This window comes from Variovorax sp. RCC_210 (assembly GCF_041355175.1).
Lineage (GTDB): Bacteria > Pseudomonadota > Gammaproteobacteria > Burkholderiales > Burkholderiaceae_C > Variovorax.
The window spans coordinates 548,264-566,717 of the sequence record NZ_JBFUPJ010000003.1; the positions used below are offsets into that span (position 1 = coordinate 548,264).

The window sequence follows — 18,454 nt, forward strand, 5'->3', positions numbered from 1 at the left end:
GGTTCTTGGTTTCTTGGCTTCTTGGCTGGGGAATCTTGTTGTTCTTCAGCGCGCGGGCTTTCTCCGCACGATGTGTATCGGGTGGCTGCGCACCTGCGGGGGCGGCAGGCCGAGCGCGCGTGCCAGCGTGCGGCCTTCGGGGTCGGCCAGCGCGGCCTCGCGGGCGGCGCGCACACGCGCGGCGGCCGCGTCGAGCGAGGCGCTGTCGTGGGTGTTAACGCCTAGCAGGCCGTGCATGTCGTCGAGCACGGCGCCCAGGTTGCGGTGGCCGCGCTCGCTGGTTTCGCCGTAGCCCTTCACCAGGTTGCCGCACAGCGCCAGCTCGAAGGCCAGCCGCGGGCTGAGCGCGAGCGTGCGGCGCACGGCGTCGAGCCAGCGTTCGATCATGGCCTGCTCGAAGGCATAGCGCGACGTGCGCCGCCGCAGCGGCCGCAGCGAGCGCAGCGCGCACAGCATGGCAAAGCCGCGCACGGTGTCCGTGCGCATGTGCAGCCCCACGCTCAGCTTGTGGGCCTTGTGCGCGAGGCGCTTGCGCAGCCAGTCGGCCGCGCGCGTGGGCAGCAGCGAGCAGACCTCGTCGAGGCCGGGCTTGAGGTATTCGGTCAGGCGCAGCGGCTCGCCCTGGCGCGCGCCGACCTCGTCGCGCACGCGCTGCAACCGGTCGCCGCGCGTCTTCAGGTCGGCCACGCGAATCACGTCTTCGTAGCTCATCCACAGCGCGAGGTAGCGCGCGGTTTCGCGCGCCACCGGAAAGTCGCCGGCCCAGGCCTGCTCGGCCTTGCAGACGGCGTCGACGCGGTCCATGTAGAGGTCGGCGTAGCGCGTGTCCTGGTAGTCGGCCACCTGTTGCAGGCCGTGGTTGGCCAGTTCGCGCAGCGGCTCGGGCAAGGCCCTTGCGCGCGCATGCAGGGGCAGTGTGGGCGCGGCGGGCGCCTCGGAGATTGCGGCGGCGGCACCCGTCGTGTGGTGGGTCACATGGTCGTACCCCGCAGCGAAGCCCTTCAGGCTGGCCTCCACCGCCTTGCCCGACGCGCGAATGGCCTGCTCGCAGGCCTCGCGCGAAAAAGGAATGGCGCCGCTGCCCGCCATGGCGCCGAACATCACCGTGTTGATGACGGTGCCGTTGCGCCATGCCAGCGCGCGCATGTCGAAGAGAAAGGTGCGTTGCGCCAGGCGCTCGGCCGCTTCCGTCACGCGCTGGCCGTCGTAGCGGCCGTCGCCCATGGCGGACTTTTCGGACACCGCGTACTCGCGGTGCAGCGAGGCCACGAGCGTGGTGCGCCGCGGGTGCACGAAGCCGCCCTGCAGCACGCGCCCGGCCTCGACCAGTTCGGAGGCCGCGACGATGTCGACGTCGCCCGGGTTCGGCGTGAGCGAGAACACCGGCCGCGCGCCGTTCAGCTGCGCGCTGGGCACGGGGTAGATCTCGATGTAGTAGTTGGTCGCGCCCGTGCGCTGCGCCACGCCGGGCACCGAGGTGCTCTGCACCGGAAAGTCGTGCGCCTCGGCGGCGGAGATGAGCCAGTCGGCCAGCACGCCGCCGCCTTCGCCGCCCATGGCGGCCACCAGCACCGTGACGATGCGTGGCGTGGATGCAGACGCAGATGCCGATGCCGATGCAGACGCAGACGCAGACGCAGACGCAGACGCAGACGGCGCGGCAAATGTCTTCAGGTCGTTCATGCCGCAACCGCCTTCGCCGTGCCGAGCGAACCCATCGGCGTGCGCGCCTTTCCGGCCATCAGCCCGATCACCCCGCCGCGCAGGCGGTGCAGCAGCCGCTCCCAGGTGCCGGCGTTCTGCACGATCTCGGCCTTGTAGAACGACGGGCACAAAATGGCCGCATGCGCGTTCTCCCCGCACAGGCCGCAGCCCACGCAGCCCTGGTTCACGGTGGCCACCGGGTCGGTGCGCAGCGCGCTCGGATTGGGCTTGACCGTGAGCGACGGGCAGCCCGACAGCCGAATGCACGAGTGGTCGCCGGTGCACACGTCGTCGTCGATGCCGAAGCGCGTGCGCACCACGCGTTCGCCGCGCTTCAGCTTGGCCGCGTTCACCGGCTTGATGCGGCGCTGCCGCTCCAGCTGGCATTCCCCGTCCGCAATGATCACCTTCAGCCCGCCTTGCTCGGTGGTCATGGCCTCCTGCAGCGTGTCGCGCATTTCCGCGACGTTGTAGCTGGTCACCTTGCGCACCCACGCCACGCCCACGCCCTTCAGCGCCGCCTCGATGTCCAGCGTGAGCGGCCGGGCCGACGGCTGCGTGGGCGACGACGGAATGGCCTGCGTGCCCGTGGCCGAGGTGTAGCCGTTCTTCAGGATGACGAGCACCGAGTCCTGCCCGTTGTAGACCGCGTTCACCACGCCGCTGGTGAAGCCGTTGTGCCAGAAACCGCCGTCGCCCATGATGCTGACGACCCGGTTGCCCATGAGCGGGCCGATGCCCGACGAGCTTGCCAGCCCCAGCCCGTAGCCCAGCACCGTGCTGCCCGTGTTGAAGGGCGGCAGCGTGCCGAAGGTGTGGCAGCCGATGTCCGCGCTCACGTGCACCGCGCCCAGCTCCTTCTGCATCAGCTTGATGGCGGCGAACACCGGGCGCTCGGGGCAGCCGATGCAGAAGCCCGGCGGCCGGTTGGGCACCGGCACGCCCAGGGCGGCCACGGCCTGCGGCTTGAGCGTGGCCAGCGGCGCGGCGGCGTCGGCCACCTGCAGCGCGCCGTCGCCGCCCAGCGCCTGCGGCTGCGCCTGGCGGATGAAGTCTGAAATGCAGCGCACCAGCACCTCGCCGGTGTACTCGCCGGCCATCGGGAAGATGTCCTTGCCGTGCAGGCGCGTGTCGCAGCCGGCCTTGCGCAGGATGGCGTGCAGCGCGTCTTCCATGTAGTTGGGCTGGCCCTCTTCCACCATCAGCACCGCGCGCTTGCCGGCGCAGAAGTCGACCAGCTCGTCGGGAACCATGGGGTAGACCACGTTGAGCACCTGCAGCGGAATGCGGCTGTGGCCGAAGGCGTCGGCAAGGCCGAGCTGCTGCAGCGCGCGAATGGTGCCGTTGTACAGGCCGCCGGGCACGATGAGGCCGATGTCGGTGCAGTCGCCGTCGAAGCGTTCGTTGAGCTTTTCCCGGCGAATGAAGTCCAGCGCGGCGGGCCAGCGCGAATCGATCTTCATGCGCTCCTGCGCGTAGATCGAAGGCGGCAGGTTGATGTTGGCGAAGTCGAACTGCGGCGTGTCGATCAGCTCGCGCGTGGAGATCGCGGGCGCGCGGTTGTCCTTGCACACGAAGCTGCCGTGCACATGGCAGGCGCGAATGCGCAGCTGCAGCATCACCGGCGTCTGGCTGGCCTCCGACAGCTCGAAGCTGCGCTCCACCGCATCGACGATGGACGCGAGGTTGGGGCGCGGGTCCATCAGCCACATCTGCGACTTCATCGCGAAAGCATGCGTGCGCTCCTGGATGATGCTGGAGCCCTCGCCGTAGTCTTCGCCCAGGATGACCAGCGCGCCGCCCTTCACGCCGGCGGAGGCGAGGTTGGAGAGCGCGTCCGAGGCCACGTTGGTGCCCACGGTCGACTTCCACGTCACCGCGCCGCGCACCGGGTAGTTGATGGAGGCGCCGAGCATCGCGGCCGCGCCGGCTTCCGAGGCGCTGTTCTCGAAGTAGATGCCCAGCTCGTCGAGCAGGCCGCGCGCGTCGCCCAGCACGTCGATCAGGTGGGACACCGGCGCGCCCTGGTAGCCGCCGATGTAGCTCACGCCCGACTGCAGCAGCGCCTTGGTGACGGCGAGGATGCCCTCGCCATGGAATACCTCGTCGGCGCCCAGCGAAAGGCGTTTGACTTCTTCGGCGAAAGATCGCTCCATGCTGCTTGTCTCCGGCTGGCGCCCCGTGCGGCGCTGGCTTTGTTCTGTATGTGGGGAAATACGGGGAATGCGGGTCTGGGGCGAACTTTAGGAGCGGGCGTTCAACTGTCCTATCGATGCAACTTGCGTTACATATAGGCAGCATCGATGGAGGGCGCGCGCTGTGGCACGGGCTTTGCTGCGGTTGTTGCGTCGAGCGGTGTGCGCTTTTCGAAGGAAGCAAGGTCAGCCTCCCGCAAGCTCGCCCGCCTATCTTCCCGTGGGAGCGCTGAACAGGGAAACTTCGGGTCGTTGCACCCCGGCGTAGAGGTTATCGAGGGTAGGAAAAAAGATGCGACAGCCGCGGCGTTGCGACACTGGACTGCATGTTTCGCAATGAATAATTTCAGCGTTTTTCACTTGGTGGTGCTGTACCTGCTCGGTGTCGTCACGGGCGTCCTGCTCATGGCCATGCTGGCTGCCTTCAGGCACGACCGGGAGCGGGGCAACCTCGAGGACGACTAGACGGCCTGCCGCCGCAGCGGTCGAATCCTGCTCAAATCCGCGGTGGCACGCCACCCGCGCGCGCCTTGCCCAGGAAGGCCCAGATGAAGCTGTTCACCCACCGCGACGCGCTGCTCGTGCACGAGATCCTCGCGGACGTCGCGCGCGCCGAAGTCATGCCGCGCTTCAACGGAACCATCGCCAACGAGGCGCGCGAGAAGACATCGGCCTTCGACATCGTCACCGACGCCGACGAGGCCGCCGAGCGCGAAATCTCGGCGCGGCTGCGCAAGGCGTTTCCGGGCGCCGCCCTCGTCGGCGAAGAAGCAGCAGGGCGCGACCCGGACCTGATGGGGCAGATTGCGAGCGCCGACCTGGCCTTCGTCATTGACCCCATCGACGGCACCAAGAATTTCTCCAGCGGCGTTCCGCTCTTCGGAATGATGGTTGCGGCCACGGTGCGGGGCGAGGTGGTGTTCGGCGCCATTCACGACCCCGTGTGCCAGGACACCTCGTTGGCCATTCGCGGCGAGGGCGCCTGGCGGCAGGGCGCGGGCCGGCCCACCACGGACCTGAAGGTGGCCCCGGCCGTTCCGGTGCGCGACATGCAGGGCGTGGCCGGAACCAACTTTCTTCCGCAGCCCCTGCGCGCCACGGTGACGCAGAACCTCTCGCGCATCGCGCTCAACTTCTGGCTGCGTTGCGCCGCCCACGAGTACCGGATGGTGGCGGCCGGCCACTGCCACCTGCTGCTCTATTACAGGTTGATGCCGTGGGACCACGCCGCGGGCTGGTTGCTGCACCAGGAGGCGGGCGGCTACAGCGCGCATTTCGATGCGAGCGCGTACAGGCCCGCGCACACCTCGGGCGGCCTGCTCTGCGCGCCCGATCGCGCCTCGTGGGAAGAGATTCGAGAGGCGCTGCTCGGCCCACCGATCTGACCGAAAGGGGCGGAACCGGATTAAAAAGGGGGCCATGACGACGCCACTCGCTTCCTCCCTCCTCGGTCTCGCACTCGGTCTGAAGCTCGACGCTTCGGACGGCGCCGCCGGCGCCACCGGCAATCGCTGCGCGGTCGAAGGCGTCAGCTGTACGCCGGGTGACAACGGCGCCATCGAGTTGCGGGTCCGCAAGCTCGAGGCCGCGGCGCTTCGGCTTGCCATGGGCTCGCTGGTGCTGGAGCTCGGCGGCGTCGTCGTGCACGAGCTGGTCGCGCAACTGCGCACCGAAGCGGGTGTGCCGCAGATTGCGTCGGTGGACGCGGCCAGGGTGGAGCTCATCGCCGTGAAGCTGCAAGGCCCGGTGACCGCGCCGTCTTCGGCAGCCGCCGCCGCAGCCCCGCCGACGGCCGACGCCTGGCGCCTCGACCCGCTCGGCACCGCCGCCGGAACCGTCCGCGCGAAGATCACCGACGCGATGCTGCTGTTCGACGCCGACGTGACGGTGCCCGTTCGGCACGGGCAAATCGACTTCAACGACGCGACCGTCGAGCACGTGGGTCCCGACTCGCGCATGGGCGTGAGCCGGCTGGGCCTGTATGTCGATGCGCCGGACGGGCGCAGCTACCTGTACCAGTTCGCGTCGGCGCCGCTCGCGGGTGTGGAGTTCGAGCAGCGCGGGGCCTTGCTGAGCCCGTGGGTGTCCGAGCGCGGCAAGCTGCAGCTGCAGGCCTTCGCCGAATCGATGCTGCGCCAGGGTGTGGCCGCGCAGGGCCAGGGGCTCACGGAGCAGGCGCGCGTGCTGCTGGGCCGCACGGCGCTGTCGGGCGAGGTGCGACTCGGCGATGGGCTGCTGGCGGCGCCGGGGTTGCAGGCGGAGCTGCAGGGCTGGGCCGAGGGCCGCAATGCCATCGCCCTGCGCGCCAAGGCCGTGGGCCAGGGCGCGACGGCGGAGGTGGCGTCGCTGTCGGCCCGCAACGTCGTCGCGAAATTTGCAAGCGGGCAACTGCGGTGCGATCAGCTCGCCGCAAGCCTCAAGCTGCAGCTGGTGTCCGACGGCAAGCAGCTGCGTTTCGCGCTCGACATGGCCAGCGCCACGCTCACGGCGCCGCGCGTCGAACCGCAGCCGCCCGGCGAGCCCGTTCAAGCATCAGGCGGCGGGTGACGGGCCCGCGGCCAGCGCGTCGTTGCGCACCGTGGCCGCGTCCAGGTTGTTGCCGTCGACGCGGCCCGCGCGTTCCTCGGTGTGCAGGCGGTGCAGCGGCAGGTACTGCGGGTACTCGCGCTGCATGAACGCGAGCAGCTCCTCGCGCACCAGGCAGCGCAGGTCGAAGGCCTGGCCCGACGAGGCGGCCGTGCACAGCACGCGCACCTGCATCGTGCGCTCTGTGGTGTCGGTGACCTGCAGGTTGAAAAAGCGCTGGTCCCACTGCGGCGCCGCGCGCACGATGCGTTCCACTTCCGCGCGCAGCGGCGCGATGGGCATGCCGAAATCGACATAGAAAAACACCGAGCCCAGCAGTTGCGCGCTGCTGCGCGTCCAGTTCTGGAACGGCTTCTCGATGAAGTAAGACAACGGAATGATCAGCCTCCGGTCGTCCCAGATGCGCAGCACCACATAGCTGCCGGTAATTTCTTCCACCCGGCCCCATTCGCCTTCGACGATGAGCACGTCGTCGATGCGAATCGGCTGCGCCAGCGCAATCTGCAGCCCCGAGATGAAATTGCTGAACACCGGCTTCGCCGCCAGGCCGCCCACGATGCCGATCAGCCCGGCCGAGGCCAGCAGGCTGGCACCGAGCTGCTTGGCGCCCGGAAAGGTCAGCAGCATCATCGCCGCGCCGATGACGACCAGCACCGTCATGGCGCTGCGCGAGATGACGCGCGTCTGCGTCAGGATGCGGCGCGCGTTGGCGTTGTCTTCCACATCCACCGGATGCGAGGCGATGAGCCCGTTGGCAAAGCCCTGCACCACGCGCACCAGCACCCAGGTGATGGCGGCGATGAGCAGCAGGCCGTTCAGGTGGCGCACCTTGTCGATGTAGCGCAGGTCGTCCGGCGCGCCCTGCCACACGGCCTGCAGCGCCATGAGCGGCAGCGCGATGCCGGCCGGCGTGCGCACGGCCTGTATCACGGCCTGCACGGTGATCGACGAACGCGTGGCGCGCATGAGCACCATCTGCGCGGCACGGTGAATGAGGGTGGTCACCAGCACTGCGATCAGCGCGGCGACCCAGGTCTGGAACCAGGGGTGGGAGACGACGTAGTTCAAGGCGTGTTGCTTTCTCTGGAGGTCGTTGAAAGAACGTTCCTTTCTGACGCCTCCAGGCGCGCCCCGGTGTAGGGAGCGAACGCAAATGGCCGTGGTGCGAGGTCGGCGCGTGTCCGCGAGTGGCGGCGCTCGTCAGCGCGTCAGCGCGTCAATGGACGGCGCGGGCGACCCAACTGCTGACGACACCCGCCACGTCGAGGTTGTTCTTCTCGAGCATCACCATGTGGCCGTTGCCGTGGATGCCGATGTCGGCGAGTCGCGTGAACTCGACGGTGGCGCCGGCCTGGCGCAGCCAGCGCACCGTGCAGTGGTCGAAGGGCGCGTGGTAGCTGGCCTCGGTGGAAATGACGGTGATCGGCATCGTCTTCAGGCTGGGCAACTGCCGCGCGGGTTCCTTCTGCACCCAGCACGCCTGCAACTGGGGGCCGTCGGGCGCGGCTTGCTGCTCGACCTGCAGGTCGGCGGGCCGCGCCGCGGCGGGCGTGTAGGCCAGCGCGATGTCGGCCACGCCCCAGGCTGCGGTGTTGCGACTGCCCGAGCGAATGGGCGGGCCTTGCGGCTCGATGGCCACGATGCCCTTCACCTGCCGCGGCCGCGCATCCGCGATCAGCCAGCCGAAAGGGCCGGCCTGCGAATGCGTGACCAGCACCGCGGGGCCGATGCGGTCGAGCAGCGCGGCGCCGGCTGCCTGCATGGCGGTCTGCGTGTCGACGTTGGAGCCCAGGTAGGCGACCTGGCTGGCGTAGAACTGGTCGAACACCGGGTCGCCTTTTCTTCCAGTGCCGGGCCACTGGGTGTGCAGCCTGGCCTGCGGCCAATCGCCGTCGGAGCGGGTGAACAGCGCCTCGGCCGTGGCGACCGAGAAGCTGCGCAGCTCGCCGTCGACGCCGGGGTTCCAGGCGGAGCGGCCGCGCGCGGGCTGGTCGACCATGTACACCTCGTAGCCCTGCTCGACGAAGTACTGCGCCCAGCCCTTGCGCCCGTCGGGCGTGGTCATCCAGTTGACCGCCGTCTGCGCCGTGCCGGAGATGAGCACCAGCGGGTATTTGCGAGTGGGCCGTGAAGGGCGCAGGTGCTCGACATACATCGCGCCGCGCATCACCTGGTGGGCGCCTTCGCCGACGTAGGTGCCGCCCACGAAGAACACCTCGCGAGAATCCGGCGCGCCCGTCAGCGCTGTAGAGGCGCAGCCGCAAAGCACCGCGCCCAGTGTGGCCAGTGCGGCACCGGCCGCCGCCAGCAGTGTCTTCGGCATCGCGCCCTCAATCGATCGTTGCGCCCGAGTCGGCGACGGCCTTGGCCCAGCGGCCGATCTCGGCTTCGAGAAAGGTCCTGAACTCGGCGCTGCCGCCGCCCGCGGGCTCGCCGCCTTGCGCCCGCATCTGCGCGGCGAACGCCGGGTCGCGCAGCGCCTGGTTGACGAGCGCGTTCAGCCTGGCCACCACCGGTGCCGGCGTGCCGGCGGGCACGAACAGGCCCGACCACACCACGGCGCGGAAGGCCGGCACGCCTTGCTCGGTCAGGGTCGGCATGTCGGGCGTGAGCGGCGAACGCGCATCGGAAGCCACGCCGATCAGCCGCACCTTGCCGTTGCGGATCTGCGGAAGGATCGACGCGCCCGCGTCGAAGGCCAGCTGGATCTGCCCGCCGATCAAGTCCTGCAGCACCGCGGGCGAGCCCTTGTAGGGCACGTGGAGGATGTCCAGCCCCATCGACTTCTTCAGCGTTTCCATGGCCAGGTGTTGCGTGGTGCCGCTGCCGCCGGAGCCGTAGCTCATCTTGCCGGGGCGCGCCTTGGCGTAGGCCACCAGCTCCTTCAGGTTCTTCACCGGCAGTTCGTTGTTCACGACCAGGTACAGCGGCCCGGTCGACAGCGGCACCACGGGCTCGAAGGACTTCAGCGGCGCGTAGGGCAGCTTCTTGTAGAGCGACGGGTTGATGGCCATCGGCCCGCCCGTCGACAGCAGCAGCGTGTAGCCGTCGGGCGCGGCGTTCTTTGCCGACTCGGCCGCAATGATGCCGTGCGCGCCCGGCTTGTTGTCCACGAAGAAGGGCTGGCCGGTCTGGCGCGCGAGCTGGGTGGCGAGCGAGCGCGCATTGGCATCGGCCGAGTCGCCCGGCGGTGTGCCGATGATGATGCGGACCGACTTGGCGGGGTAGTCCGCCTGGGCGTGCGCCGGTGGGGCGGCGCTGATTGCGGCGAGCAGGGCGAGGCCTGTTGCGAGGCCGGTCGCAAAGCTGGTCCCGAGGCTGGTCGCGAGGCCAACGAAGCGTCTGGGTTGATGGGTCATGTGCATGTCTCCTGTCTTGTGCAGTGGGTGTGTTCGGGTGCATCGGGTGAGGGGCGACGCGGCCGCATCGCCCCTCGCCGGGCGCTTTCGCGCAGCCGGATGGAAGCGGAGTATCAGTGAAGCACCTGTGTTGTGCAAGTGGTATACCAAGTGGACGCAACAGGAATTTGTTTCTATACTCCGGCCCATGAACGCGAAACCTTTCCTTGCCGAACCGGATGTCGATTCGGCGCCAGACGCGGCCCTCGAGCCCTCGCTGGCACTGTCCGAGGTGGCCCACAAGGCCATGATGGGCATGCTGCTGAGCGGCGAGCTGGCCCCCAACGAAGTGGTGACCGAGCGCCAGATCGCGCTGCAGCTTGGCATCTCGCGCACCCCGTTGCGCGAGGCCGTGCGTCGCCTGGAAGGCGAGCGCCTGCTGGAGCGCCAGCGCAACGGCGCGCTGGTGGTGCGGGCGCTGCCCATCGAGGAATACATGCACATCCTCAACGTGCGCCGCTTGGTCGAGGGCGAGGCCGCGCGGCTGGCCGCCGGCCGTGTCGCAGTGGCTGAACTCGAGCTGCTGAAAAGCCGCATCGGCGAGGCGCTGCAGCTGCCCGAAGACGTCGTCACGCCCGAATTCGCCGCCAGCGATCGCGACCTGCATGCGCTCATTGCCGCGGCTTGCGGCAACCCGGTGCTGCAGCAGGTCATCGGCGACCTGCGCATGCGCACCGCCATGTTCAGGTTCGGCCGGCTGCCGCAGCGCCGCAAGACCGTGTGCGAGGAGCACCTGGAAATCATCGACGCGCTGATGGTCGGCGACGCGGAGCGCGCGCAGAAGGCCATGCACCACCACGTCGACCAGGTGCGGCTGATGATCCTGGCGCGTCTCGGCGGGCAGTAAGCACGCGGTCCGCGCGGGACTTTCTTCTTTTTCTTTTCCGTCACGACGAGGTGCTGCCAGGTGCCTCGTCGGCTTGGCCCTGCGCCAGACATTTCGTCGTTCGACATCGTTGCAAGGAGACATTCATGGCAGACGCAGACAGCTATTTCTTCCCGACGGGCACAGGCATGGGCAACGTGCCGCACGCAACCGGGGTCGCCCCATGACCGGGCTGCCAGACCCTTCCGAGCGCCTGAAGGACACCGTCAACGTGCTGGTCCCCACCGGCGCATTGGGCGCCGGCGTGCGCGAGTCCGATGTAGAGGCCGGGCTCGCGGCCGGCGCGCATGCCATCGCCTGCGATGCGGGCTCCACCGACAGCGGCCCGGCCTACCTGGCCACGGGCAGGTCGAAGTACTCGCGCGACGCCGTCAAGTCCGACCTGGCGATATTGATGCGTGCGCAGGCGCGCTCGGGCCTGCCGCTGCTCATCGGCTCCTGCGGCACCTCGGGCTGCGACACGGCGCTCGACTGGATGCGCGACATCGCGCTGGACATCGCCCGCGAGCACGGCCTGCGCCCGCGCATCGCGCTGCTGTATTCGGAGCAGCAGCCCGCGCTGCTGAAGACCAGGGCCGGCGCGGGCCAGGTCACGCCGCTGGCGCCGATGACGGGCGACGGCGCCGCGCTGTTCGACGCCTGCGAGCACATCGTCGCGCTGATGGGGCCCGAGCCGTACATGGCCGCGCTGGAGGCGGGCGCCGACATCGTGCTGGGCGGGCGCACGACCGACACCGCCGTGCTGGCCGCCTTGCCGCTGCTGCGCGGCGCCGGCGCCGGCCCCGCCTGGCATGCGGGAAAGATCGCCGAGTGCGGTGGCCTGTGCACCGTCAACTCGCGCGACGGCGGCGTGATGATCCGCGTGGGGCGCGACGCCTTCGAGGTCGAGCCGCTGAACGCGAGCAACCTCTGCACGCCGCGCACCGTGTCCGCCCACATGCTCTACGAGAACAGCGACCCCTTCCTGCTGCACGAGCCGGGCGGCGTGCTCGACGTGACCGACGCAAGGTACGAGGCCGTCAACGACCGCGTGGTGCGCGTGAGCGGCTCGCGCTTCCTGCCCCGGCCCTACACCATGAAGCTAGAAGGTGCTTCCACCGGCGCCTTCCAGACGCTGATGCTGGTCGGCATCCAGGACCGCGCGGTGCTCGCGCACATCGAGCGCTTCATCGCGCAGATGCACCAGGTGCTGTGCCAGCGCGTGAACGACACCATGGGCGCGCGTGCCGGTGTGTTCGACATTTCGCTTCGGCCCTACGGCTGGAATGCCGTGTCGGGCCTGCCGGTGGAGGCGGGCGCCGCGCCGCCGCGCGAAATCGGCCTGCTCTTCGTCGCGACCGCCGCCACGCAGGAGCTTGCCACGCAGATCGCCAAGACCTGCAACCCCATGTTCTTCCACATGCCGCTCGAACGCGACATGCCCCTGCCCAGCTACGCCTTTCCGTTCTCGCCCGCCGAGATCGAGCGGGGCGCGGTGTACGAGTTCATGCTCAACCACGTGGTCCACGTGGGCCACGGCCTCGAGCTGGTACGCACCGAGTTCGTCGACACCACGGAGTTGCAACATGCCCAAGGTCAGTGAAGTCTGCCGCCACGTGCGCTCGAAAAACGCGGGACCGTTCTGGATCACCGTCGACCTGTCGTTCCCCGACCGCGAGAGCTTCGAGCGCTACGCCGGCGCGCAGGCCTTGCAGCCCGCCGCCATCGGCACGCTGTTCGATGTCGATGGCTCGCAGGTCAAGTGCTTCCAGATCGCCGATCTGTCGGTCGTGAAAATCTCGTACCCGCGCCGACGCCCGCAAGGCGGCGCGCTGGAGCGCGACATGCACGGCGGCCAGCAGTACATTCGCCTGCTGGACGTGGAGCTGGACTAGCCAGTCCCATCACGTCCACAGCGTCCACCGCGCCCACCCGCCGGAGCCATACCCATGCCCTTCGATCTTGAACGTTTCGTTACCGCGCAGCAGCCGGTGTACGCCACGGTGTGCGAAGAGCTCGCGGCGGGCCGCAAGGCGAGCCACTGGATGTGGTTCGTTTTTCCGCAACTGCGCGCGCTGGGGCGCAGTTCGACCGCGAAGTTCTTCGGCATCGAAGGATTGGACGAAGCGGTTGCCTACTGGGCGCACCCCGCGCTGCGGGAGCGCCTGCGCCATTGCACGCAACTGGTGCTTGGCGTGCAGGACCGCACCATCCACCAGATCTTCGGCTCGCCCGACGACCTGAAGCTCTGTTCGTGCATGACCCTGTTCGAAGTTGCCGCGCCCGATGAGCCGGGCATCGGCCTGCTGCTGCAGCAAGGCTTTGGCGGCGAGCGCGACAGCGACACGCTGGCGCTGCTGTCGTCGTCGCCCAAAGGCTGAAGGCTGAAGGCGCTCCCGGTGCGCGGCCGCGAGCGCCTGGCCAGCATCAGGCCACGACAGTCATTTCCGCCATCAGTTCTTCCTTGCGCTGTGCGAGCTGCTCGCGCATGCCGACCAGGTCGAGCCCGTGCGCCGCGCGCGCTTTCGGAAACAGCTCGTTGCGCTCTTCCTTCACGTGGTGGTCGATGTATTCGCCCAGCACCTTCACCTTGGCGTCGAACTTCTCGTCGATGTCCGTGGCGTCCTGCAGCTGGGCAATCAGGTCCTTGGCGCTCGCATGCTCGACCTCCGCCTCGTCCAGCAGGTCGGTGTCCTTGATGGCTTCGCGCACGGCGGGGTAGAAGATTTCTTCCTCGATCTGCGTGTGCACGGTCAGCTCCGCGCAGATCTGCTGGGCCAGCTCGCGCTTCTTGTCCGGCGCGCTCGCGGCCTTGGAGTGTGCGAGTTCTTCATAGGCCGTGAACATCTTCTTCACGTTCTTGTGGTCGGTGTCGAGCAGGGAGCATGCGTCGGGCGTGGCGCGCTTGGTGGTGGTCATGGAGAACTCCTGGAATTTGGAAAGTGGGGAAGGCGAAGATTGCGAGCCAGCCCTGGCGCGTTCGTAGGACCGCTTCGCCTCCCGTTGACGGTGCCGGCGTTCGCACCGGCGCGAGTGCTTGTCCGACTCGCACTCGCGAGCGCATCCCGCGCGCCACTGCGCGCGAAACGCAAAACCTCGAACCCATCGAGGACGAATCCGCCGCGTTCTCCAGCACGTTCCCCAACACGTTCAAACCACTCGAAGGAGTACTGAAATGAGCAACCCGACAGTCGCCGGTTCCGGCGACGGCAGCCGCCCCACCACCAGCGGGGGCGTGGACAACATTGGCGGCGGCGAGAAGTTCTCGTCCACCAAGAACGCGGCCGGCGAAGACGTCTCGGGCCCCGCGCCGCAGGAGCGCATGCAGGCCAAGCGCAAGAGTGCGCAGTCGAGCAAGCGAGACGACTCGGCCGCGCTCGGCCTCACGGAAGACCTGACGCCGGTGCCCAACCGCGAGCCTGCGGAACAAGTGCAGCCGCAAGCACAAAGCGAAGAGCCCCAAGGCGAAGACCCGCAGTCGCGCGAAGAAGCCATCCGCCGCGCCGCCTACGAGGCCTACGAGCGCAGGGGCGGGCAGGGCGGGGACGAGCGGCAGGACTGGCTGGACGCCGAAGCCGAGGTCGACCGGCAGCGCGCCAACAAGACCTGACAGTCCCTGAAACATCGGCCCGAGCACAACGCCTCGGGCCTTTTTCATTCAGGGTGCGGCGCCGTCAGTGCCGCTTGAAGTACTGCACTTCGCGCTCATGCTGCTCGGCCTTCTCGCGCGAATCGAAGGTGCCGAGGTTGCGGCGCTTGCCGGTCTTGGGGTCGGTCTTGCGCGAGTAGAGGCGGTATTCGCCGGACGCCAGCTTGCGGATCATGGTGGGCTCCTGGTTCGTGAACGTTGGAGCAGGCCATGTTCGCGACACCATTCGCACACGGTGTCGGACGATTTCCATTCGGCTTGAAAGCGCCCCCGTCACACCCGTCCGACCTGCCCGCTCAAGCCTCTGCGCGCAGCCGGACCGGAACCGACTTGGCCGCCGGCACCTTGCTCTGCTCCGCGTGGTGCGCCAGCGGCACCAGCGGGTTGCACTCCGGGTAGTAGCCGCCCACGCAGCCGCGCGGAATGTCGTACGGCGTCACGCGCAGACCCGCCACCTCGCGCAGCTTGCCGTCGTTCACCGCGGTCGACGCGGTCACGAGCACGCCTTCCGCCAGGCCGAGCCGCGCGATGTCGTCGCGGTGCATCAGCAAGACCTTGCGCGTGCCGTACACGCCGCGAAAGCGGTCGTCCAGGCTGTAGATGGTGGTGTTGAACTGGTCGTCGCTGCGCAGCGTCATCAGCCGCAGCACGTCGGGCCCGGTCTGCGGCGTGTCGGGGTCGGCCACGAGGCTGTCGAAGCTCATGAAGTTGGCCTTGCCGGTGGGGGTCTTCCACACGCGGTGCCGTGCCGGAATCGGGCGGTGGAAGCCGCCCGGCGTGCGAAAGCGCCCGTTGAAGTCGCGGAACACATCGGGCCACGTGGCCTCGATGGCGTCGCGCACCCGCGCGTAGTCGCCCACCCAGTCGTCCCACGGCACCTTCGCGTTCGGCTCCAGCGTGGCCTTGGCAATGCCTGCGACGATGGCGGCCTCGGACAGCAGCGTGTCCGCCGCGGGCTCGGCCAAACCCTTGGAGGCGTGCATGCAGCCGGTCGAGTCTTCGACCGACACGGTCTGCTCGCCGCTGCGTTGCCGGTCGATCTCGATGCGGCCCAGGCAGGGCAGCAGGTAAGACACCTCGCCGTGCACGATGTGGCTGCGGTTGAGCTTGGTGGCGATCTGCACCGTGAGCCGCATGCGCGGCCAGGCGGCTTCCACCAGCGCCGTCTCGGGCACGGCCCGCACGAAGTTGCCGCCCAGCCCGATGAACGCGCGCACCTTGCCATCGCTTTTCAGCAGGTCTTCGCACACCTCCACGGTGTTGAGCCCCTTCTTGCGCGGCGGCTCGAAGCCGTAGAGCTCGCCCAGCTTGTCCAGCGGCACCAGCTCGGGCTTCTCGCTGATGCCGACCGTGCGCTGGCCCTGCACGTTCGAGTGCCCGCGCACCGGGCAGATGCCCGCGCCGCGCTGGCCGATGTGGCCGCCCAGCAGCAACAGGTTGCTCACCATCTGCACGTTCTGCACGCCCTTGCGATGCTGCGTGAGGCCCATGCCGTAGATGCCGATGACCGCCTTGGCGCCCGCGAACACGTGCGCGGCCGCTTCCAGCTCGCGCCGCGCCAGGCCCGTTTCGGCCTCGATGTCGGGCCACGACGCGGCGCGCACCGACGAGGCGAAAGCCTCGAAGCCGTGCGTGTGCAAGGCGATGAAGTCGGCCGCCAGCACGCGCGCCCCGCCATTGCGCAGCGCCTCGTCGTCCATGGCCACCAGCGCCTTGCACAGGCCGGTGATGGCGGCAATGTCGCCACCCGTCTTCAGCTGCAGGTACTGCGTGCTGATGGTGGTCTGCGCGGGCGTGAGCATTTCCAGCGGCGACTGCGGGTTGACGAAGGCCTCGAGCCCGCGCTCGCGCAACGGGTTGAAGGTGACGATGGGCACGCCGCGCTGGCGTGCGTCCTGCAGCTGGTGGAGCATGCGCGGGCTGCTCACGGCCGTGTTCTGGCCGAAGATGAAGATCGCATCGGTGTGCTCGAAGTCGTCGAGCGTCACCGTGCCCACCGGCACGCCGATGGTCTGCGGCAGCGCCACCGACGTGCTCTCGTGGCACATGTTGGAGCTGTCGGGCAGGTTGTTGTTGCCGTACAGGCGCGCCAGCAACTGGTACATGTAGCTGGTCTCCAGCGACGCCCGGCCCGAGGCATAGAACACCACCGACTCCGGGTCTTGCGCGCGCAGCTGCCGCAGCTCGGCGCCGATGCCGTCGAAGGCCTCCTGCCAGCTCACCTGCTCGTAGTGATCGGTCTCGCGGTTCCAGCGCAGCGGCACCGTCAGGCGCCCGCCGCTTTCCAGGTCGAGGTCGCTCCACTGCGCGAGCTCGGCCACGGTGTGCTGCGCGAAGAACTCGGCCGGCAGCCGCTTGCTGGTCAGCTCCCAGGCCGTGGCCTTGGCACCGGCCTCGCAGAACTCCGCCGGGTGCGGATGCTCGGGCTTGGCCCACGCGCAACTCACGCAGGCGAAGCCGTCGGGCTTGTTCTGGTGCAGCAGCGCGCGCGTGCCGTTGATGGCGATGTGCTCGCGCAGCAGCGAGGTGGTGACGGCCTTCATCGACCCCCAGCCGCCGGCCGCGTGGGTGTAGGGCTTGAACTTGGGAAGGGCGCTCATGGTTGGAAACGTTGCAGGCGAGGATGAAAGAAGTGAGGACTTTCGGCCGCCGCCTCGGGCCAGCCTGTAGGACGCCCGCTGGTCGCGCTGCCATCAGGCAAGCGCGCCCTGCTCTGACTGGCTCTGACTGTTCGGCAGCGCCAGCGAGCGTCGGTGAGCCCTTCGCCTACCCGCGCGTTCGCTTCTGGCGGATGGCAGCGCACCGGCCAGGCGGCACAGTGACCCGTATTCCGGAGCCCGCCTTGAACACCGCCATCCTCCCGCCGCAGCCCAAGCCGCAGTCCAGCTTGCAGTCCACCAGCAAGACCGTGCAGCTGTACCACCTGTGCAGGGACGCCGTCATGGCCTGGATCGACGACTTGGCCCCGAGCATGGGCGCGGCGATTTCCTATTACACGATGTTCTCGCTGGCACCGCTGCTGGTCATCGTCATCGCGGTGGCCGGCGCGCTGTTCGGCGCCGAGGCGGTGCAGGGGCAGATCGCGGCGCAGCTGTCGGGCCTCATCGGGCAAGACGGCGCGCTGGCGGTGCAGGGGCTGGTGAAGAGCGCGAGCGCGCCGTCGCGCGGCCTCATTGCCGGCGGCATCAGCATCGTGGTGCTGGTGGTCGGCGCGACCACGGTGTTCGCCGAACTGCAGAGCGCGCTCGACCGCATCTGGCACGTGCCCGAGCGCGTCAAGCCCACGGGGGTGTGGGGTGTGCTGCGCGCGCGCGTGCTGTCGTTCGGGCTCATCCTGGGGCTCGCGTTCCTGCTGATGGTGTCGCTGGTGGTCAGTGCCGCGCTGGCGGCGCTCGGCAGCTGGAGCACCGGGCTGTTCCCCGGCTGGGAGCTGTTGCTGCAGGGCGCCAACGTGCTGGTGTCGCTGGGCATCCTGACGCTGCTGTTCGCGATGATCTTCAAGTTCATGCCCAGCGCGCCCATCGCGTGGCGCGACGTGTGGATCGGCGCCCTCGTCACCGCCGTGCTGTTTGAAATCGGCAAGGTGCTGATCGGCCTGTACCTCGGCAAGAGCGGCATGAACGAATCGTTTGCCGCGGCCGGCTCGCTGGTGGTGTTGCTGGCGTGGGTGTACTACGCCGCGCAGATCTTCCTGCTGGGCGCGGAGTTCACCAAGGTGTACGCCAACGCGCACGGCTCGGTGGCGGCGGCCAAGGCGCAGGCGGCCACCGATACCGCGGCGGAGCAGGCGAAGGCCGGCACCGATGGCACGGTGGTGGCTGCCCCCGGCAAGGGCACCTCGCACATCGAAGACGCGCAGCGCCTGGTCGAGAAGCGCACGCGCAAGGCCGTGGCCACGCTGACACAGCAACTGGTGGGGCTGGTGGTGGTCACGGTAGCGAGCACGGTCGTCTCGCGGATGGCGCGCAAGGCCCACAGCGAGCACAGGGCGCACAAGCGTTCGCTGCGCGCGGTTCCTCTCGCGCGTGGTCCGAAGCATTCGAAGTAATGGTTGAAG

Annotated in this window: 17 protein-coding genes; 9 read left to right on the forward strand and 8 right to left on the reverse strand. The window is 68.8% G+C overall.

Annotation, left to right across the window (positions count from 1 at the left end):
- Positions 1–45: 45 nt before the first annotated feature.
- Together AB6807_RS14555 and AB6807_RS14560 are read right to left on the reverse strand one after the other, a co-directional pair.
- Positions 46–1,683 (reverse strand): indolepyruvate oxidoreductase subunit beta family protein, encoded by a 1,638-nt coding sequence (locus tag AB6807_RS14555; RefSeq protein ID WP_371085128.1) that lies wholly within the window; start codon positions 1,681–1,683, stop codon positions 46–48.
- The gene (locus AB6807_RS14560; RefSeq protein WP_116911264.1) at positions 1,680–3,860 is read right to left on the reverse strand and encodes an indolepyruvate ferredoxin oxidoreductase subunit alpha; all 2,181 of its coding nucleotides are present in this window, start codon (positions 3,858–3,860) and stop codon (positions 1,680–1,682) included. Before AB6807_RS14560 ends, AB6807_RS14555 begins: the two co-directional genes overlap by 4 nt.
- Before the next feature lie 375 nt (positions 3,861–4,235).
- On the opposite strand from AB6807_RS14560, the gene AB6807_RS14565 reads away from it, so the two are divergent.
- The 3 genes from AB6807_RS14565 to AB6807_RS14575 all read left to right on the forward strand — a co-directional run bounded on the left by AB6807_RS14565 (position 4,236) and on the right by AB6807_RS14575 (position 6,446).
- Positions 4,236–4,364, forward strand: coding sequence for a hypothetical protein (locus AB6807_RS14565; protein ID WP_286515180.1), 129 nt, complete (start codon positions 4,236–4,238; stop codon positions 4,362–4,364).
- 83 nt (positions 4,365–4,447) lie between these two features.
- Entirely contained in the window at positions 4,448–5,284 is an 837-nt protein-coding gene (locus tag AB6807_RS14570) for an inositol monophosphatase (RefSeq protein WP_371085129.1), read from the forward strand.
- Between the two features lie 34 nt (positions 5,285–5,318).
- Positions 5,319–6,446, forward strand: coding sequence for a hypothetical protein (locus tag AB6807_RS14575; RefSeq protein ID WP_371085130.1), 1,128 nt, complete (start codon positions 5,319–5,321; stop codon positions 6,444–6,446).
- Here the strand turns inward: AB6807_RS14575 and AB6807_RS14580 are convergent.
- The 3 genes from AB6807_RS14580 to AB6807_RS14590 form a co-directional block, all read right to left on the reverse strand.
- The gene (locus AB6807_RS14580; RefSeq protein WP_371085131.1) at positions 6,432–7,553 is read right to left on the reverse strand and encodes a mechanosensitive ion channel family protein; all 1,122 of its coding nucleotides are present in this window, start codon (positions 7,551–7,553) and stop codon (positions 6,432–6,434) included. The genes AB6807_RS14575 and AB6807_RS14580 overlap by 15 nt on opposite strands.
- A 148-nt stretch (positions 7,554–7,701) precedes the next feature.
- Positions 7,702–8,808 carry an alpha/beta hydrolase gene (locus tag AB6807_RS14585; protein WP_371085132.1) on the reverse strand — a complete coding sequence of 369 codons (1,107 nt, stop codon included), beginning with the start codon at positions 8,806–8,808 and terminating at the stop codon, positions 7,702–7,704.
- Between the two features lie 7 nt (positions 8,809–8,815).
- Complete coding sequence (locus tag AB6807_RS14590) at positions 8,816–9,844, reverse strand: Bug family tripartite tricarboxylate transporter substrate binding protein (protein ID WP_371085133.1); 1,029 nt, start codon at positions 9,842–9,844, stop codon at positions 8,816–8,818.
- 187 nt (positions 9,845–10,031) lie between these two features.
- Between AB6807_RS14590 and AB6807_RS14595 the strand changes: the two genes are divergently transcribed.
- The 4 genes from AB6807_RS14595 (at position 10,032) to AB6807_RS14610 (ending at position 13,129) form a co-directional block, all read left to right on the forward strand.
- Positions 10,032–10,730 (forward strand): GntR family transcriptional regulator, encoded by a 699-nt coding sequence (locus tag AB6807_RS14595; RefSeq protein ID WP_371085134.1) that lies wholly within the window; start codon positions 10,032–10,034, stop codon positions 10,728–10,730.
- Between the two features lie 202 nt (positions 10,731–10,932).
- Entirely contained in the window at positions 10,933–12,351 is a 1,419-nt protein-coding gene (locus tag AB6807_RS14600; protein WP_371085135.1) for an acyclic terpene utilization AtuA family protein, read from the forward strand.
- Positions 12,335–12,643 (forward strand): DUF4387 domain-containing protein, encoded by a 309-nt coding sequence (locus AB6807_RS14605; protein ID WP_371085136.1) that lies wholly within the window; start codon positions 12,335–12,337, stop codon positions 12,641–12,643. Before AB6807_RS14600 ends, AB6807_RS14605 begins: the two co-directional genes overlap by 17 nt.
- A 54-nt stretch (positions 12,644–12,697) precedes the next feature.
- On the forward strand, positions 12,698–13,129 hold the full coding sequence (locus tag AB6807_RS14610; protein WP_371085137.1) for a DUF1810 domain-containing protein: 432 nt from the start codon (positions 12,698–12,700) through the stop codon (positions 13,127–13,129).
- Between the two features lie 46 nt (positions 13,130–13,175).
- Here the strand turns inward: AB6807_RS14610 and AB6807_RS14615 are convergent, their stop codons facing one another.
- Positions 13,176–13,667: a hemerythrin domain-containing protein gene (locus AB6807_RS14615; RefSeq protein WP_116911258.1), complete on the reverse strand. Its 492-nt coding sequence runs from the start codon at positions 13,665–13,667 to the stop codon at positions 13,176–13,178.
- 256 nt (positions 13,668–13,923) lie between these two features.
- On the opposite strand from AB6807_RS14615, the gene AB6807_RS14620 reads away from it, so the two are divergent.
- On the forward strand, positions 13,924–14,358 hold the full coding sequence (locus AB6807_RS14620; protein WP_116911257.1) for a DUF2934 domain-containing protein: 435 nt from the start codon (positions 13,924–13,926) through the stop codon (positions 14,356–14,358).
- Positions 14,359–14,422: 64 nt separating this feature from the next.
- Here the strand turns inward: AB6807_RS14620 and AB6807_RS14625 are convergent, their stop codons facing one another.
- Both AB6807_RS14625 and AB6807_RS14630 read right to left on the reverse strand, forming a co-directional pair.
- Positions 14,423–14,572, reverse strand: a complete 150-nt coding sequence (locus tag AB6807_RS14625; protein ID WP_116911391.1) for a hypothetical protein — start codon at positions 14,570–14,572, stop codon at positions 14,423–14,425.
- 121 nt (positions 14,573–14,693) lie between these two features.
- Entirely contained in the window at positions 14,694–16,997 is a 2,304-nt protein-coding gene (locus AB6807_RS14630; RefSeq protein WP_371085138.1) for an FdhF/YdeP family oxidoreductase, read from the reverse strand.
- Between the two features lie 242 nt (positions 16,998–17,239).
- Between AB6807_RS14630 and AB6807_RS14635 the strand changes: the two genes are divergently transcribed.
- Positions 17,240–18,445, forward strand: coding sequence for a YihY/virulence factor BrkB family protein (locus tag AB6807_RS14635; RefSeq protein ID WP_371085139.1), 1,206 nt, complete (start codon positions 17,240–17,242; stop codon positions 18,443–18,445).
- The last annotated feature ends 9 nt before the right edge of the window (positions 18,446–18,454 follow it).

Coding starts and splice junctions, on each gene's coding strand:
- AB6807_RS14555 (WP_371085128.1), bottom strand. CDS start 1,683: ATGAACGACCTGAAGACATTTGCCGCGCCGTCTGCGTCTGCGTCTGCG.
- AB6807_RS14560 (WP_116911264.1), bottom strand. CDS start 3,860: ATGGAGCGATCTTTCGCCGAAGAAGTCAAACGCCTTTCGCTGGGCGCC.
- AB6807_RS14565 (WP_286515180.1), top strand. CDS start 4,236: ATGAATAATTTCAGCGTTTTTCACTTGGTGGTGCTGTACCTGCTCGGT.
- AB6807_RS14570 (WP_371085129.1), top strand. CDS start 4,448: ATGAAGCTGTTCACCCACCGCGACGCGCTGCTCGTGCACGAGATCCTC.
- AB6807_RS14575 (WP_371085130.1), top strand. CDS start 5,319: ATGACGACGCCACTCGCTTCCTCCCTCCTCGGTCTCGCACTCGGTCTG.
- AB6807_RS14585 (WP_371085132.1), bottom strand. CDS start 8,808: ATGCCGAAGACACTGCTGGCGGCGGCCGGTGCCGCACTGGCCACACTG.
- AB6807_RS14590 (WP_371085133.1), bottom strand. CDS start 9,844: ATGACCCATCAACCCAGACGCTTCGTTGGCCTCGCGACCAGCCTCGGG.
- AB6807_RS14595 (WP_371085134.1), top strand. CDS start 10,032: ATGAACGCGAAACCTTTCCTTGCCGAACCGGATGTCGATTCGGCGCCA.
- AB6807_RS14600 (WP_371085135.1), top strand. CDS start 10,933: ATGACCGGGCTGCCAGACCCTTCCGAGCGCCTGAAGGACACCGTCAAC.
- AB6807_RS14605 (WP_371085136.1), top strand. CDS start 12,335: ATGCCCAAGGTCAGTGAAGTCTGCCGCCACGTGCGCTCGAAAAACGCG.
- AB6807_RS14610 (WP_371085137.1), top strand. CDS start 12,698: ATGCCCTTCGATCTTGAACGTTTCGTTACCGCGCAGCAGCCGGTGTAC.
- AB6807_RS14615 (WP_116911258.1), bottom strand. CDS start 13,667: ATGACCACCACCAAGCGCGCCACGCCCGACGCATGCTCCCTGCTCGAC.
- AB6807_RS14620 (WP_116911257.1), top strand. CDS start 13,924: ATGAGCAACCCGACAGTCGCCGGTTCCGGCGACGGCAGCCGCCCCACC.
- AB6807_RS14625 (WP_116911391.1), bottom strand. CDS start 14,572: ATGATCCGCAAGCTGGCGTCCGGCGAATACCGCCTCTACTCGCGCAAG.
- AB6807_RS14630 (WP_371085138.1), bottom strand. CDS start 16,997: ATGAGCGCCCTTCCCAAGTTCAAGCCCTACACCCACGCGGCCGGCGGC.